This is a genomic window from Bartonella harrusi (assembly GCF_024297065.1).
Taxonomy (GTDB): domain Bacteria; phylum Pseudomonadota; class Alphaproteobacteria; order Rhizobiales; family Rhizobiaceae; genus Bartonella; species Bartonella harrusi.
Genome location: NZ_CP101114.1, coordinates 518320 through 536156 on the forward strand (window position 1 = coordinate 518320; position 17837 = coordinate 536156).

At 36.2% G+C, this 17837-nt stretch carries 12 protein-coding genes; 5 read left to right on the forward strand and 7 right to left on the reverse strand.

Annotation, left to right across the window (positions count from 1 at the left end; all coding sequences use genetic code 11):
• Window positions 1–27 precede the first annotated feature (27 nt).
• From NMK50_RS02365 to NMK50_RS02385, 5 genes are all read left to right on the forward strand, one after another.
• Window positions 28–714, forward strand: a complete 687-nt coding sequence (locus NMK50_RS02365; RefSeq protein ID WP_254770728.1) for a response regulator transcription factor — start codon at window positions 28–30, stop codon at window positions 712–714.
• Window positions 711–2093, forward strand: coding sequence for a sensor histidine kinase (locus tag NMK50_RS02370; protein WP_254770729.1), 1383 nt, complete (start codon window positions 711–713; stop codon window positions 2091–2093). Before NMK50_RS02365 ends, NMK50_RS02370 begins: the two co-directional genes overlap by 4 nt.
• 93 nt (window positions 2094–2186) lie before the next feature.
• Window positions 2187–5111 (forward strand): bifunctional [glutamine synthetase] adenylyltransferase/[glutamine synthetase]-adenylyl-L-tyrosine phosphorylase, encoded by a 2925-nt coding sequence (locus NMK50_RS02375; RefSeq protein WP_254770730.1) that lies wholly within the window; start codon window positions 2187–2189, stop codon window positions 5109–5111.
• A 909-nt stretch (window positions 5112–6020) separates the two neighbouring features.
• Window positions 6021–6854 carry an outer membrane protein gene (locus NMK50_RS02380; protein WP_254770731.1) on the forward strand — a complete coding sequence of 278 codons (834 nt, stop codon included), beginning with the start codon at window positions 6021–6023 and terminating at the stop codon, window positions 6852–6854.
• 1596 nt (window positions 6855–8450) lie between these two features.
• Window positions 8451–8984: a methylated-DNA--[protein]-cysteine S-methyltransferase gene (locus NMK50_RS02385; protein WP_254770732.1), complete on the forward strand. Its 534-nt coding sequence runs from the start codon at window positions 8451–8453 to the stop codon at window positions 8982–8984.
• Here the strand turns inward: NMK50_RS02385 and NMK50_RS02390 are convergent.
• The 7 genes from NMK50_RS02390 to thiS all read right to left on the reverse strand — a co-directional run bounded on the left by NMK50_RS02390 (window position 8971) and on the right by thiS (window position 17835).
• Entirely contained in the window at window positions 8971–11292 is a 2322-nt protein-coding gene (locus NMK50_RS02390; RefSeq protein ID WP_254770733.1) for an ATP-binding protein, read from the reverse strand. The two genes, NMK50_RS02385 and NMK50_RS02390, sit on opposite strands and share 14 nt — an antisense overlap.
• 284 nt (window positions 11293–11576) lie before the next feature.
• A complete protein-coding gene (gene pepN, locus NMK50_RS02395; RefSeq protein WP_254770734.1) occupies window positions 11577–14204 on the reverse strand; it encodes an aminopeptidase N in 2628 nt (875 codons plus the stop codon).
• A 78-nt stretch (window positions 14205–14282) separates the two neighbouring features.
• Window positions 14283–15107 (reverse strand): uracil-DNA glycosylase, encoded by an 825-nt coding sequence (locus NMK50_RS02400; protein ID WP_254770735.1) that lies wholly within the window; start codon window positions 15105–15107, stop codon window positions 14283–14285.
• A 413-nt stretch (window positions 15108–15520) separates the two neighbouring features.
• Window positions 15521–16267, reverse strand: coding sequence for a hydroxymethylpyrimidine/phosphomethylpyrimidine kinase (locus tag NMK50_RS02405; RefSeq protein WP_254770736.1), 747 nt, complete (start codon window positions 16265–16267; stop codon window positions 15521–15523).
• A complete protein-coding gene (locus NMK50_RS02410; protein ID WP_254770737.1) occupies window positions 16258–16863 on the reverse strand; it encodes a thiamine phosphate synthase in 606 nt (201 codons plus the stop codon). The genes NMK50_RS02405 and NMK50_RS02410 overlap by 10 nt, the downstream gene beginning before the upstream one ends.
• Window positions 16860–17633: a thiazole synthase gene (locus NMK50_RS02415; protein WP_254770738.1), complete on the reverse strand. Its 774-nt coding sequence runs from the start codon at window positions 17631–17633 to the stop codon at window positions 16860–16862. The genes NMK50_RS02410 and NMK50_RS02415 overlap by 4 nt, the downstream gene beginning before the upstream one ends.
• Window positions 17634–17637: 4 nt before the next feature.
• Window positions 17638–17835, reverse strand: coding sequence for a sulfur carrier protein ThiS (gene thiS / locus NMK50_RS02420; protein ID WP_254770739.1), 198 nt, complete (start codon window positions 17833–17835; stop codon window positions 17638–17640).
• Between the last annotated feature and the right edge of the window lie 2 nt (window positions 17836–17837).

A 17837-nucleotide genomic window follows, 5' to 3' on the forward strand; every position in this document is an offset into this window, starting at 1 on the left:
ATTGTTCAAACAACGGAGATGCGTTTTATGAAGGTACTCGTTATCGAAGATGATCGTGAGACGGGTCGTTATCTCGAAAAAGCTTTCTTGGAGGTAGGACATTCAGTTGATGTTGCCTATGATGGAGATACGGGATATACTTTAGCTGATACGGAAAGTTATGACGTTATGGTTATTGATAGGATGCTTTTGCATCGTGATGGTCTTTCTATTATTTCTGAATTACGTGCTAAGGGTAATGAAACACCCATTCTCATTCTTTCAGCTTTAGGACAAGTCAATGATCGTGTGACCGGTTTGCGTGCTGGAGGTGATGATTATTTGACAAAACCGTATGCTTTTTCTGAGCTTCTTGCTCGTGTTGAGGTGCTACAACGACGAAAAAATCCTAAAGAGGCAGAAACTGTTTATTGCGTGGGCAATCTTGAACTTGATCGGTTAGCACATACAGTAAAACGAGGGGAAAGAAATATCATATTGCAACCACGAGAATTTCGTTTACTTGAATATTTGATGCGTTATGCTGGTCAGGTTGTTACACGCACTATGCTTTTAGAAAATGTTTGGGATTACCATTTTGATCCACAAACAAATGTCATTGATGTTCATATATCCCGTTTAAGAGCAAAAATTGAAAAAGATTTTGATGCTCCACTTCTCCATACAGTACGTGGAGCTGGATATATGCTGAAAGCACCAGATAATAAAAGATGAATCGTCTGCTCAATATAATACGTACGACAGCTTTCAGGCTTTCAGCCCTTTATATTTTACTGTTTGGGCTTGTTGCAACAGGGCTTTCCATTTATATGACGTCGTTTTCTGCTTCGTTGTTAATGGAACAAACCGAGCAGGCTTTACATGAAGAATTGAGGTATATTGAAAATGCTTACAATTATGGTGGGCTTCCTTTATTAATGCGCACTATAGATTATCGTTCAAGGCAACCGGGAGCTTTTCTTTATCTTGTTGCTGACCCTATGGGGCGCATTTTAGCAGGCAATGTCGCGCGTATTGAGTTAGGTCTTTTAAATCATAATGGTTTTATTGCAAATTCTTTTTTGTATTCACGTTTTGGAGAACATGGCAAAACAAGTGAACATCGCGCTTTAGCCATTGTTGTTGATTTACCTAATGCTATGAAAGTTCTTATAGGACGAGATTTAGATGAACCAGAACGTTTTGCAGCGGTTATTCGTAAAGCGGTGATATTTGCCCTTGCAGCAATGCTTGGAGGTGCTTTGCTCATATGGTTTTTTGTTGGTAGACGCGCTTTACAAAGGATTGATCATGTGACAGCGGCGTCACAGCGCTTGATGGATGGTGATTTCAGTGGGCGTTTGCCTATTTCTGGGGTAGGGGATGAATTTGACCGATTGTCTGCTAATCTGAATATTATGTTAGATCGTATTGAAGAATTAAATGTTAGTTTGCGTCAAGTATCGGACAATATTGCTCATGATCTGAAAACACCGCTGACACGTTTTAGAAATCGTGCTGAAGAAGCGCTTTCTGGACAAAAGACGAAATCTGAATATCGTCAGGTACTTGAAGGGGTTATTGCTGAATCAGATCAACTTATTCGCACTTTTAATGCTATTTTAATGATTTCACGCATTGAAGCGAGCAGTGCGATTGAACATCTTGAGGTTATGAATATGAAACTCATCCTTGAAGATGCTGTTGAACTTTATGAGCCTTTTGCTGAAGAATCGGGTGTTTTGCTTCGGTTAGGAGATACATTTGATAAAGAGCTTAAGCTAAATCGTGAACTGGTTGCCCAATCAATTTTTAATCTTATCGATAACGCAATTAAATATGCACCGAAAGATAGAGGGAAAGCAAAGGTTTGTTTATCGATGGAACATCGTGGTGAACATTTATTGGTTGTCGTTAGCGATAATGGTCCAGGCATTGCAGCGGATAAACGTGAAAAAGTAACAGAACGTTTTTTTCGCCTTGAAGAAAGTCGCACACAACCCGGTTTTGGGATTGGTTTAAGTATAGCAAAAGCTGTTATGAAACTTCATGGTGGTGAACTTTTACTTGAAAATGCAAATCCAGGGCTTAGGGCTGTTTTATTATTTCCTTAAAGGTATGTCTGCTTCATTATTTTAATATCTCTAACTCTTTTCTTTGCAGTATAATGCAAAGAAAAAGGGAAAACGCCTTTTAGGGAAGGACAGATGAAAAGTGCTTTTTTAAAAACACAGCTTCTCTCATTATGCCCCCTTGATGAGAAAGGTTCACAGTGGCTAAAAGATATTGAAGAACAAGCAAGGAAGGAAAATTTAGAATCGCTCGTTTCTTATATTACAAATAAGGGAACGCAAATTGATTTCATAAACGCGGTTATGACCTTATCTCCTTTTTTGCGTGAGATTTTAATTGCGCATCCATCTTATCTTATCCCTTTATTAAATGTTGATATAGAAACGAGGCTGGGTGAAATTATAGACGATATTGCAGCAATTGATAAGAATGAAGTTATACAGGAAACTTCGTTAATGGCTGCTTTAAGGTGCAAAAAACGAGAAGCACATGTTCTCATTGCTTTAGCTGATTTAAGTGGTGTTTTTACTTACGAAATTTCATGCACTTGGTTAACCCGTTTGGGAGAGGTTACATTAAGTGTAGCTCTCCGTTTTCTTTTAAGAGAGGCCCATGATCATGGTAAGATAAGTTTGTCGAGTCGTGATGATCCAGAAAAAGATTGTGGTTTAATCATTTTAGGGATGGGAAAATTGGGGGCAGGAGAGCTTAATTATTCTTCTGATATTGATCTTATTGTTTTCATTGATGAAACATCAGCGCATATTGGTAATCTTTCTGAGAGTGTTGATGTATTCTCTAAAATGGTACGCCGACTCATTCGGATTCTTCAAGAACGCACTGCGGATGGGTATGTCTTTCGTCTTGACTTTCGTCTTCGCCCCGATCCAAGCTCAACGCCATTAGCTTTACCAGTAAGGACTGCATTGCGTTATTACGAGGGGCGCGGGCAAAATTGGGAGCGAGCAGCTATGATTAAAGCACGCCCAGTCGCTGGCGATAAAAGGGCAGGTTTTCACTTTCTTAAAGAGCTTTTTCCTTATGTATGGCGAAAATATTTAGATTATGCTGCTATTGCGGATATTCATTCGATCAAACGTCAAATTCATGCCTATAAAAATTATGGTCAAATTGCTGCTTATGGCCATAATATAAAATTAGGGCGAGGGGGAATTCGTGAAATTGAGTTTTTTGTTCAAACACAACAACTCATTGCTGGTGGTCGTTTCCCTCAATTGCGTGGACGTCAAACAGTCGCAATGTTGGCAGAACTTCACAAGCTTGGTTGGATTAATGAAAAAACAAAAAAGAACCTCGTAAAAAGCTATGCTTTTTTACGAAATGTGGAACATCGTATTCAGATGCTTGCAGATGAGCAAACCCACCTCCTTCCAAGTGATATCTCTCAGTTTACGAGTGTAGCCCATTTGATGGGTTATCAAGAGAGCAGCAGCTTTATTCGTGATTTATTAAAAACACTTCGGGTCGTTGAAAAGCATTATGCTGCATTGTTTGAGAATGAACAAGAGCTTGGTTTAGAAATTGGCAATTTAGTTTTTACGGGTGAGGAAGATGATCCAGAGACATTAGTAACATTAAATCGTTTAGGTTTTGCAAGAGCAAGTGATATTTGTCGTATTATGCGCACACTCCATTGTGGACGTTATAAAGCAACGCAATCTGCGGAAGCACGTGAGAGATTGACCGAATTGACCCCAGCGCTTTTAAAAGCTTTTGGTGCGACAAAACGTGCTGATGAAGTGATGTTATGTTTTGATAGTTTTTTGCAAGGCTTACCTTCAGGAATTCAGCTTTTTAGTTTATTACAATCTAATCCCTCTCTTTTAAATATGTTGGTGCTTATCATGGGAGCTGCGCCACGTCTTGCCGAAATTATTACCCGTAGGCCACATGTTTTTGATGGAATGTTAGAGCCAACTCTTTTTTCAGAATTGCCAACAAAAGATTATCTAGAAAAACGGCTTGAGTGTTTTCTTGAACGTATAATTTCGTATGAAGAAATCCTTGATCACTTAAGGATTTTTGCTGATGAGCAACGTTTCTTGATTGGTATTTGCATTTTAAATGGTACAATTACGGGAGAAAAAGCTGGTTTTGCATTTACCGCGCTTGCTGATACTATGATTGCCAAAACATTTGCTGTGGTTCAAAAAGAATTTTTAAGTCTTCATGGTCATATTAAAGGGGGACGCGTTGGCATACTGGGTATGGGGAAGCTTGGAAGTCATGAATTAACTGCGGGTTCAGATATTGATCTTATTTTGCTTTACGAACATGATGAGGATGCGGAAATGTCTGATGGAGAAAAACCGCTTTATATTCCTCAATATTATACTCGTTTGACACAGCGTTTAGTTGCAGCTTTATCTACTCTTACAAGCCAAGGAATTCTTTATACTGTTGATTTGAGATTGCGGCCATTAGGAAATAAAGGGCCCGTTGCTGTTTCTTTTCCATTTTTTAAAAAATATTATCGCAAAGAGGCATGGATATGGGAACATCTTGCTTTAACACGAGCACGGGGTATTGCTGGGGATCCTGATTTTTTACAAAAGTTAGAAAATGAAGTGTGTGAAATTATTTCTTTTCCTCGTAATAAGAAAGATGTAGCAAAAGCTGTATGTGAAATGCGTACTTTGATTGAAAAAGAAAAACCGCCAGAAAATCAATGGGATTTAAAAACAATCCCTGGTGGTATTATGGACTTAGAGTTTATTGCTCAATTTGCTCTTATTACGCATGTGAGTGCATTTCAAATTGGAGCGACGACAGCAGATATTTTAGCTCAGTTACCGAACAATTTTCTTCATCAGTCATTTATCTTTGATTTACATCATGCCTATAGCCTCTATACAAATTTGAGCCAAATGATACGGCTTTGTTTAAATACTTCTTTCGATTCCCACGACATGCCACCTGGACTGAGTGACCTGTTATTAAGGAGTGTTGGGGAGCCGGATTTGCTTCGTGTTGAAAAATTACTAGAGGAAACTGAGCAATCAGTTTGTTCAATTTTTACACGTGTAATGAAATATTGAATATATTTTGTAATAATTGATGAAATCATTATGTATGATTGTTATATAAAATGTAACAAAGTACTCTATAAATAATATAACATGTAATAATTTGAATAATAGAAAATAAGCAATTTTTTATTAATATTGCTTTATATAAATTTATATGATGCTATAATTTACTTTATTTTTAAATAATTTTTATAAGAAAAAATTATGATTCTTGGCGTATCATCGTTTTTTGTCTATAGACTGTTTCTTTATAGATTTTAAAGTATGTTTTTTAAGAGTATAATCAGTATAAATTATTTTTACTTTTTCTCTCATACGGGTTTGGATGATTTTTTGTAATAAAATCAGTTCATTATTAAATTTTATTGTTTTGTAAAAAAATTGAAAAGTCTTTTTTAATTTTTATTGGATAATTTTCTTTATTATTTTTGCTGAGTTAAAGTTTATCTATGATACAATGTTGCTTACTTTATTATAGAGATGCATATGAGAAGCATAAAGAAGATACATTTATGATCTAAAAGATACTATAAATTTTTTATCAGAAAATAAGAGTCTCTTTAGTGCAAATATTGGGTAAAATTTCATAGAAATCATAATTTTGTATATTTTTACAATGGACAGAATAGCAACATATTAAGAAAATGAGAACAACAAGCTTCACATCACGATGGAAGACAACCTCCTTTTCTTTTGAGCAACTGATATTATTATCATATGCATATTGCTGCCACAATGATAAGACTATAAAAAGAATAAAAAATTATAATAAATAATATTGATAGAAAATTATTAAAAATTATAGAAGGGTTGTTAATTTTATTTTTCTATATTTGTATCATTTTTACTATAGATTTTTTGAAAAAAATATGAAAATATCAAGCCATTATGTGTCACATTAGCTTTTAGGTGAGCATTATGACTATAAAACGCTTCATCATAATTTCTCTTTTTTCTTTAACTTTAATTTCTGTCGTGCAGGCATCAGATGTTGTAATTCCTGAGCAACCAGTACCTGTTGTTGCTGTTTCTGCGTTTTCCTGGACAGGCCTCTACCTTGGAGGTCAAATTGGTAATTTTTCAAGTAAGACCAGTGCAAGTTATTTAAGAGGTGATAATCCAGGAAAGTGGATTTCAGTTAACAAAGAGTTTCTGCCAAAACTCTCTGGTTTTGTAGGTGGTATCTATGCTGGTTCCAACGTTAATATTGACAATGGTTTTCTCATAGGTATCGATACAGATGTGATTTGGACTGGTAAAAAGAATACAAAAGATATAAGTCCACAAGATATTCATTCGCCACAAGAAAGTCTGGATGGAGCAGCGTTAGGAGAGAGGAGTCGATCAACAACACATCAACATGATTCTAATGTTGCGGGCGCTGAAACGGTGCAGTATACTTTGAAACAAAAATGGACTGGTGCCACACGAGTACGTGTTGGTTTCCCTGTGGATCATATGATGCCTTATCTTGCAGGAGGGATTGCTTATGTGCGGCTTCAAAATATTTTTGCAAAGGCAACGGATACAACAAGCAGAGCAATGAATTTGTCTGATTTTTTACATGATGAAAAAAAGACAATGATTGGTTATACTCTTGGAGGTGGTATTGATTTTGCGGTAACCGATAATGTTATTATGCGTGCGGAATATCGTTACTCAGATTATGGTAAGAAGAAATTTGCAAATGGGAAAATTGAAATTGGTTACAAAACGAATGATTTTCGTGTGGGTGTAGCATACAAATTTTAAAGTGTAGCAGAATGAGGAGATTTCAAAGTCCCATTTTCGAGTGGGGCTTTTTTACATACGCTAGAAAATATTTTTAAAGAAAAAGATCATCCTCTTTGAATTACAAATGGCTTTCTTTATTTCATATATCATAATATATTTTAGGTAAAAAATAAGAAGAAAAATATAGTTAATTTATAGATAATAATCTTATATTTATAATATAATTTAATAAATAAGATATATATATTTTATAATGTCATTGAAAAGCTGATATTCAAACATTTCATGATTTATAATAGAAATAATATAGTTTTATATCATTGAATTATAGAATATAAAATATTTTTATTAAAGTGATTGATAGAAAAAATGAGAAAGGAATTCAAAATATAACGAAAACGGAGCAAGCATAATGATCTTTGACACTTTTAAAACAGAAGTTATAGTTTTTTAGATTTGCTGTGAAAGAAGCAGTTATAAGTAATGTTTTTTCATTTCAATTTTTATGAAAAATAAAAAATCAATTACTGACATCTCATACGAGAAAAACAATCTAGAGATGAAATCTGTTTTGAAATAAGTTAGAAATATTTTTATAAATTATTTTAATTTAAAATTTATTGCATCATTAGGGAATGAGGGAATACAATAATGGTACAGATTTTTTACTCCATAAGCGAAGAAATTGTGGTATTAACAACTCTATGCATAATGGAGTGTAGTGCCAAAAGTAAATTCGAAGCAAAGTAAGATGTTTCTTTCAAGCATGCAAGTCATAATCAGGTGTGTAATATATATTTTTCTTTGAAAAACTTATCTTCTCGAAGAAAAATATAAAAAAGCCAACACGGCAAGTTTCTGCAATATCAGCTCTTTTAAAAAATGGTGCTATGAATGTTTTTAAAAGCGTAAAGCTAAATTGAAAGAGGAGCGTAAAACATAAACTGATTTTGTTCCTTTTAGAACATTCATATTTTTTTCTCAATGAGGATGTAATTTTGTTTTAGAAATAAATAGACAGAATATCCGCAACACTTTACTGCAATCGAGCATACAAAAGTTGATACAATGGTAAAGTATTCAAACACTATTCCCAATAAGATAAAGCTATTTTAAAATTGTATGTTTTTATAAAAATGAGCAGTTGAATGCATTAAGGCTGATATAGTGAATCAATAAGGCGCTGTAACAAAAGGAGTTTTTTAAGCAGAAGTAATATATTAGATTTTTATTATAACAATGCGCTATTATACAGCAAGTGAATAAGTAGTAATCTGTAAAAAACTCTGTTCAGATGTTTGCATAATTTATGATAACTTTATAAAATTTTTTTGCTATGCTCTTCAGATATGCCCTCTTAGGATTTTCATTTTTTTCAGAGATTTTTCTGTATTGTGCAGGTTAATTTTTTATCATTTGAGTTTCAAGTGTAAGGGTATCAGTGCCTCTCATTGTTCTTTTAATTATTCTATAAAGTAGTAAAGGATGATTTTAGGCAAATGATTAAGGAGATGAATTTTTAGGGTGATTTTGTTTCGCCTTGTAAAGAGTGTGGTAAGAAAATTTTCTTTGATTTATGATGTGTGAATCTTTTTGAAATGTAGAAAAGCCAAAATGCAGCACATTCCCCAACAAAGAATATTTTATTTGAGAAGCACCTCAATAGGAGGGCTTTTGGTGGCAAAGTCTCAAAAAGGGATTTGTAATATAGCATTGGGAGAGACTACAGAACAATTATTACAAGAGTTTATGGAACATTTTAGTGATGCAAAACAGGTAGAGAATGATGATAGACTGAAGAGGGAAGTTGCACATATTGTAGCAATGATAGAAACGCCTCAGTTGGTAAGGAAATATAATTTTTCCTTAGATATAAAGGGAACGGTTTTTCAACAGAAAGTATGGGCAGTATTATGTAATGTGCCGTGTGGTTCAACAATTTCATATGAAGCATTAGCGGAACGTATTGGTATACCTAAAGCTTTTCGTGCCGTCGCGAATGCATGTGCATGTAACGAATTAGCATTAATTATCCCTTGCCATCGTGTGATACGCAAGAATGGTTTTATTTCTGGATATCGTTGGGGCGCTTGGCGGAAACAGATTTTGCTACAGCGGGAACAAAAAGAGGGATTTAACTTTGTTTGATTGGCATTGTAATTGTTACAGTTGTTCCCTTCATTTCTTTAGAGATAATTTCAAGTTTCCCTTTATGGAGCTCTAGAAGAGAGCGCGAAATGGCTAGCCCAAGACCTGAACCAGTATGGGTTTTAGTGAGTTGATTTTCAACTTGTTCAAAAGGCTGTCCAAGTTTTTTAATTGCTGATTGAGGAATCCCAACTCCCGTATCTTTAATGCTACAAATAAGGTTATTTTTTTTCTTAAAAGCGCAGATATCAATACTTCCTCCAGAGGGTGTAAATTTAACAGCATTAGAGATGAGGTTAAGAAAGATCTGCTTCATGGCACGGCCATCAACTTCTGCGTGCAGTTCTGGAGCAATATTTGTTGTAACAGAAATATTTTTCTCTTGAGCTTGTGGCGTGAGTGTTCGTGCCGCTTCACTAATGATCGGTTCGAGATTGATATTTTTATAATCAAGAGAAAATCTACCCGCTTCGATTTTGGACATATCAAGAATATCATTAATAAGAGTGAGAAGATGTGTTCCTGAATTGTAAATATCATGCATATATTCTTTGTAGCGTTGTGAGCCAAGAGGACCAAAGGTGGATTGTAACATGATATCCGAAAAGCCAAGAATAGCATTAAGTGGAGTGCGCAATTCATGGGACATATTGGCTAAAAACTCAGATTTAGCTTTATTAGCACTTTCAGCACGCTCTTTTTCAGCTTTCAGACTTTTATTAAGTTTTTCAACTTCTGTTGCACGTTGTTGCGCACTTCCTCGAGCGCGTTTGAGTTCTTGAATAAAAGAAAAAAGGCGTCTTTCACTATCTTCGAACTTTTCCTGCTGCTGTTTAAGTTCAGAAATATCTGTACCGATGCACACAAGTCCTCCATCTTGTGTACGGCGTTCATTAATTTTAAGCCAACAACCATCTGCTGTTTGGCGAATACTGGTTAAGTTACCACCACCATCATCTTTGAGGGGATATTCGCTGATTGCAGGGCGAGCCATAGCTTCGACGGTTGCACGTTGGATTCCTGACTGTAAAACCTGTTTAGGGATAGCAGCATATTCACAAAATTTGCTGTTGGACATAACCAAACGTCCTTCGGAATCCCATAAGACAAAAGATTCTGAAATATTTTCAATTGCGTCGCGAATCCGAAGATCAGCTTGTGCTGTTTTTTCTGCGAGTTGTCGTTGTTCACTAATATCGAAGGTAATACCAACCAAATGAGGTTCTTCTTCATCCGTAACTTCAGCACGAATGCGCATCCATATATAATGACCATCGGCATGACGCATGGGGACATTAATATCAATATGCTTTTTTTGACCACTCATTAATTCTTGAGCAAGATCGAAAAAATTAGCATCATTTGGGTCGATAATGGCGGTAATTTGGGAAATTGAAAGCAGTGCATCTTGAGGCACATAACCGAGCATTTCATAAATTGCCCGTGACCAGTAAACACGTCCGCTAGCCATATTCCAATCCCATAGGCCACAACGTCCACGCATCATAGCCATATCAATACGATTCTGAACTTTTTCTGAAATCAAATCTGTCTTGCGTGCTCTTATAATTTGATTATAATAGCCGTAGAGGAGAGCCAAAATGACAGCGCTTGTTCCTATGAACAGGGTCATATTTAACGAAAAAATTTTGCGCCATTCCATAGAGATATGTTGTGTTTTTTCGCTGATGAAAACACCATATTGTCCATTTTCTGTTTGCTGAAAGGAAGCAAGAGCGGGTACGTCTTTACCTATTGTAATTTTCATAACTCCAGCATGTTTTCTCAGAGATTGTAAAGCAATGCTGTCAGAGATAAAATTCTGTAAGGGTTTTCCTAAAATAATCTCAGAACTTGATGAAGCTAGGACAGTGCCTTTTTGATCAACTATGGCAATAACAATGTTGGGATTGACAAGTTTTTGATTACTAAAACGGGTAAGGATATTTTGTAAATGATTATGAGAAGGAGGAGTGCCTTTGCCTTTTTGTGTAGCAGAAAGTAAATCACGATCAATTATATTGGTAATATGAGAGGCTAAGAGAGTGAGAGTAGAACGTGTGTTTTTGTCAATCCCATGGCGCCAATCATAGATTGATATGAAACGAATTGTTGCCAGCACAACAAGAAAAGCAAGAATTACAAATGGGATGGAACGCCGCAGCCAAGGTTCAATAAAAAGAAGTTTTTGATAGGCAGAGCCAGAAAACAGATGAATATGCTCTTCCTGTGCTTTGTGGTTTTGAGCGTTTAATTTTGAACCAGCATACCCCTCTGTTGGCGCATTATATGCGTCCAATTTAGCCATTTCTCATTCCTTTAATTCCGCAATAATGTATTTTAAAAACTGCTTCGATATTCATAAACAACACCATGGAGTGCAGTGAATCAAAACAGGAGTCCTCTGTCCAGCTTTTTTTTAGAAAAAATAATTTTACTGTTATTGAATGTGGATTATAGAAGAGAAAAGAAATTCTAACATGACTTATAAACAGGTTTAAACTCCCTGTTTATAAGTTCAGTTTTCGCACCTAGAGCGCTGGTGTGATTTTAAAAAATATTATAACATATTGATTATAAATATTTTTTATTTCAAGCGAGGAGACGATTGATGATATCAGCAACATCACTTGATAATTGAGAAGTTTCTGCAATCCTTTTTAATGCAGTTTCAAGTTTTTGTTGCCGAATAGGTTCTAATTGTCGCCAAGAGCGCATCGTTGTTAATAACCATGCAGCGAGCTGTGGATTTTTTTTGTCAATTTCTAAAATGATTTGGCAAAGGAAATGATAGGATGCACCATCAGCTCTATTAAAACCGGTTAGATTATGAGAGGCAAACACACCAATCAAAGCGCGTACACGATTGGGATTATCTTTTGAAAAAAGCGGATGCTGCATGAGTTTTTGAATATGGCCAAGTGTTGATGTTCCTGCAACCATTGCTTGAATCGAAAACCATTTATCCATGACCAGAGGGTCATGCCGATAGCGGTTTTCAAAGTCATTTAAGGCATTTTGTGTTTGCTTACTTTCAGTAAAGTGCCGCACTAAAATGGTGATACTCGCCATACGATCAGTCATATTATTCGCTGTTGCATAGTGTATGGCAGCACGATTTTGTTGAGCTTCCGCAATGGAAAGATAATCTAACATAATATTGCGTAATGCTCTTTTTCCAGCTTGGATAGTATTTGGTAAATAAGGCTCATCGGTCTCCATTTGCATATAAATTTTTGTAAAGAGTTCCTGATGTGTATGTGCAAGTGAAGCTAAAAACTGATTGCGCACATGGTGAATACGTTCTGGATCAACATTTTTACCAATAGTATGGGCAAGTTCAATTTCGCTCGGTAAACTTAAACAAAACGCACGAAATTCTGGTTCAAGGCTTTCATCTTTAACGATGTTTTCAACCAATTTTAGTAAAGCAGAGGGCATATTCTCTTTTGTTTGTGTTTTATTCTGAATAGCTTCAATAAGAGCTTGCATCATCAAATGGTTAAGCGATTGCCAACGATTAAGTTGATTGCTGTCATTTTGTGCAAGAAAGATGAGTTCGCTTTCATTGAATGAAGTTTGTAGGTTGATAGGTGTAGAAAAATCTCTAAGCAGTGATAAAACAGGTTTTTCGCGTAGTCCTCTTAATATGAAGGTTTGGTTTTCTTTGGAGAGCAGCATAACATCTGATTGAATATCTGCGTCAGATTCATAAGTAAGAGATTCTCCATTATGTCCTAACAGGCCAAAAGCGATAGGGATAAGCATAGGCTTTTTTGTGTTTTGTTGCGGTGTTGCTGGAATATGTTGCTTTGCATGAATTGTTAGAACACCATCATTATAATGCGTATCGATTATCACATGAGGTGTACCGGCTTGTTCATACCACAGCATGAATTGTGAAAAATCTTGATGAGAAACTTCCGCAAAACAGGCGATAAAATCTTCAATTGTGCAAGCTTGCCCATCATGGCGTTGAAAATAGAGATCCATCCCTTTACGAAAGAGAGAGGAGCCTAAAAGAGTATGCACCATGCGAACGACTTCAGCGCCTTTCTCATAGACGGTTGCAGTGTAAAAATTGTTGATTTGGCTATATTGACGAGGGCGTACAGAATGAGCAAGGGGACCAGAATCTTCCGTAAACTGTTTATTTTTCAATATTTTTATATTTTCAATTCGCTGTAGGCTGCGTATATTTTGATCTGAGGAAAATTCTTGATCACGATAAACCGTTAAGCCTTCTTTTAAGCAGAGTTGAAACCAATCACGACAGGTAATACGATTACCGGTCCAATTATGAAAATATTCATGAGCAATGATACGTTCGATATTTCTATAATCCTGATCGGTTGCTGTTTCAGGATCAGCAAGAACATATTTATCATTAAAGATGTTAAGGCCTTTATTTTCCATTGCGCCCATATTAAAGTCGGAAACAGCCACAATATTGAAAACATCAAGATCATATTCGCGTCCGAAACATTTTTCATCCCAACGCATAGAGCGTTTGAGCGCATCCATTGCATAAGCTGCACGTTTGGTTTTTCCTTTTTCAACATAGATCCCAAGTTCGATACGCCGACCAGATATGGTGGTAAAATGGTCTTCTAACTTATCAAGATCGCCACCAACTAAAGCGAAGAGATAAGATGGTTTAGGATAAGGATCTTCCCAAAGAGCAAAATGACGGTTATCCTCAAGGGTTCCTGTTTCTACGAGGTTACCATTGGAAAGCAAGATAGGAATTTTCTGAGAATCTGCTTCAATTTTTACCGTATAGGTAGAAAGAACATCTGGGCGATCATAAAAATAAGTAATGCGACGAAATCCTTCCGCTTCGCATTGTGTACAATAGACACCATTGGAAAGATAGAGCCCCATGAGTTGGCGATTTTTTTCAGGATTCAGTTCTGTAATCAATTGCAATGTAAAAGGAGTTTCTGGTGGGGTGGTAATTTCTAAACATGAAGGAGTAACTTTATAAGCATCTTCAGACAATTTTGTACCATTAATAGCAACAGAAATTAATGTAAGATCATCCCCAGAAAGCACAAGAGGCACTCCTTTTTTTGCATTTTGGCGTGCTTCAATGAATAATGTTGCTGTCACAAAAGTTTTTTGAGGTTCTAAACAAAAGTAAAGCTGTGTTTTTGGAATAGCATAGGGCGTTGGTTGGTAATCTTCCAAACGATAAATGAGCGTTTTTGGTTGTTCCATAATTTTTTCCTGTCTGTATTTAAGAGTGGGAATGATTGAAAGGGTATTTACAGTTTGGTGTAAAGGAGGCTTAAGGAATTACGAGAGATTGTTTAAGCGATTCTTTACTTCCAAAAAGTCCATCCATGTAAGTTTTTTTTGACTCGGCGTTCGAAGAAGGTAAGCAGGATGAAAGGTTGGCATAACAGGTATTTTGATATTATTTTCGCTTTCATAGGTAAACCATTTACCTCGAGTCCGAATAATTCCATTTTGAGCTCCGGTAAGAAATTGCATAGCAATTCCTCCCAGCGCTATAAGAACACGCGGATTAGCTAAAGAAATTTGTCGTTCAATGAAGGGACGGCACAATGCAACTTCTCTTGGTGTTGGTGTGCGGTTTCCCGGTGGGCGCCAGGGAATAGTGTTGGCTATGTAAACATCCTTTCTTGTTAAGCCAATTGATGCGAGAATTTTATTAAGCAACATGCCTGCTTTTCCCACAAAAGGAATGCCTTGAATATCTTCTTCTCGTCCTGGTGCTTCTCCTATAAGCATGAGCAGACTTCCTGCTGTTCCATCTGAAAAACAAGTATTTTTTGCTGTCAGCTTTAAAGAGCAGCCATTAAAAGCGAGGAGGGCAGATTTTAATTCATCAAGTGTGTGAGTATTTTTTGCTATTTCTATAGCGGAAGGTTCACGTTGCACTCTATCATGGTTAGGGAGCAGATGATGAGCGAATTTGGTTGGTGATATCGGTTGATCATGAGAGGTATTTACGGTTTGTGTTGATTTTTTCTCTAAGGTGACAGATTGACTAAAACGATCAATAGGCCAATCTGTTAGAACAGCATCTACCCCACTTTCTTTATAAAAGTTTAAGAGTTCTTCATATGAGATTGCGTACGGTATTTGATTTAACATTTTATTTTTCTAATGATCTATGGACTACGAATAGATCAGACTACATTATCCTGCAAGCTTTTTGATATATTTATTTGTGATTTCTGTCTGAAACAATGATAGCTTCTTTTTTTGACAAAAAAACTATAAAGTAGACTCGTTTGCAGTTTTCAATGTGTTATTTTTATCGATTAGGACATATTACCCCCTCTATAATAAAAGATTATGCACTGAATGGAATATTTATAAATAATAATCTTATATATTTATAAAAAAGTAAAATATAATTTTATAAGAGTATATTTTTAGTTATCATTTTTTAATAAAATAAATAATTATTTTATATATTTACACTAAATTTAAGACAATAAATACACACACTAAAAAAATCAATAATATTTCATGATATTATAATTAATATTTTAATATTTTTTTCAATTATGATTTAACAACAATGTGTGGATATATGTTTTTGCTTTTTTGACGGCTTCAATGAGAGATTCATTTAATGCCAAATGTGCAGCAGTAGCAGTTGAAAGGATACAACCTGTTCCTCGCATTGTTCCCTTTAAACGTGGAGTGGAAATGTTTATTATCTCAGTTTTGTTAATGAAGCTATCAGTTGCGAGACGACCCTCTGCATGCCCACCTTTTATTAAGATAGAGCACGGACCAAAAGAGAGAAGCTTTTTTGCTTGTTGTATTGCTTGCTCATCATCAGATGCCAATGGACTTTTGCTGAGAAGAGCGAGTTCTTCTCTATTTGGTGTTAAAAGATCAACATGAGGAAGAAGTTTATTCATCATACTTTCGATAATTGTTTCCGTTGTTAGTTTTCCTCCTGATGAGGCGACAAGTACAGGATCTAGAATAACGGGAATATGGGGATAGTCTTCTAAGACATCACAGATTGCTGCTATAATTGTTTGTGTACCTGTCATCCCAATTTTTATTGCGCTTATGGAATTAGCTTCTAAGGCACAACGCATTTGCGCAGCGATAAGTTTGCCAGTCATAGGAACAATTTCAGTAACGTGGTGATCATCTTGTACATTAACGCATGTAAGAGCGATATTTGCTTTTATTTGAAAATGTGCTGCTGTTTCTATGTCACGAACAATACCAGCTCCCCCTGTTGGATCTGTTCCTGCAACAATAAGAATAGAAGGAATTAACGCCATTCTTGTGTTGCCTTTATCCACTGTTGGGTACGCTGTTCAGGTTTTTTGTGAAGAATAATATCGGTTACAACAGCAGCACTGTTGGCACCTGCTTTTAAAACACCAATTGCGCGTTTTGGTGTTAAGCCACCAATGCCTACTAAAGGGAGAGCACCAATTCGTTTTTTCCATTGTTTGATTTTTTCTAATCCTTGAGGTTTCCATTTCATCTCTTTTAAGATTGTTGGATAAATAGGACCAAGGGCGATATATTCAGGATGAACAGATATTGCAATATCGAGCTCATGTTCATCGTGTGTACTCAGACCAAGTCTTATACCGTTTTTACGAATTGCAGGAAGATCAGCATTGTTTAAGTCTTCTTGTCCAAGATGAATAAAGTTGCACTTTTCATCAATTGCTAATGACCAATGATCATTAATAATTAGTTGTGCTTCCAATTTATCGCATATATTTTTTGCACGTTTAATATGTTGGCTAATCGTTTTTGAGTCTTCATTTTTCATGCGCAATTGTATGAGTTTTATTCCAAGAGGAACCAAGCGTTCAACCCAATCAGCACTGTCAACGATAAGATAAAAGGGGTCCAGTTTCATGAAAATACTGCTTTTCCAATGACAGGTGTTGATGGAATTGCTGTGTCACGTGCTTCAAGAAGACCTGCTTTATACCCCATACGCCCTGCCAGCACGGCTTGAGAGAAGGCTTCAGCCATTAAGACAGGATCACCTGCTTTGGCAACAGCAGTGTTAAGAAGGACAGCGTCATATCCCAGTTCCATAGCAACAGCAGCATGGGATGGGCGCCCAATTCCAGCGTCAATAACAAGAATTACATCAGGAAGGTAAGCGCGTATAGAACGTAATCCATCGGTATTATGAGGACCTTTGGCAGAACCAATAGGCGCACACCAAGGCATAATGACACGGCATCCAACGTCTAGGAGTTTTTCAGCAACAATGAGATCATCTGTTGTATAGGCAAAAATTTGAAAACCTTCATTGTTTAAGATTTGCGCTGCTTCGATTAAGGAAAAAACATTTGGTTGTAAAGTGTCTGGATTACCAATGATTTCAAGTTTAATCCAAGATGTTTTAAAGAGATCCCTTGCGAGTTGAGCTGTTACAACAGCTTCTTTAACAGTGTAGCAACCTGCGGTATTGGGAAGCACGGTTACATCAAGTTTTTTCAGAAATTGCCAGAATTGTCCACCTTGTTTGCCACCAGCGGTTTCACGACGCAATGAAACGGTTACAATTTCTGTATTTGCTTTATGAATAGCCTTACGAAGGATTGCTGGTGAGGGATATTGCGCTGTACCTAACATAAGACGAGAAGAAAATTGACGTCCATAAAGATTCAGCATAGTCTTAGCCTCCTTGCATTGGGCTTAAAATTTCAATTTTATCTCCTTCATGCAAAATAAATTGGTGTCGTTCCTCTACGAGAACAACTTCAGCATTCACCGCAGTTGCAAGCCAATTGCCTTCATACCCCAATTCTTCAAGCAATAGACTGAGGGTAATAACTTCTGTTTGGATTATTTCACCATTGACAAATATCTGCATGT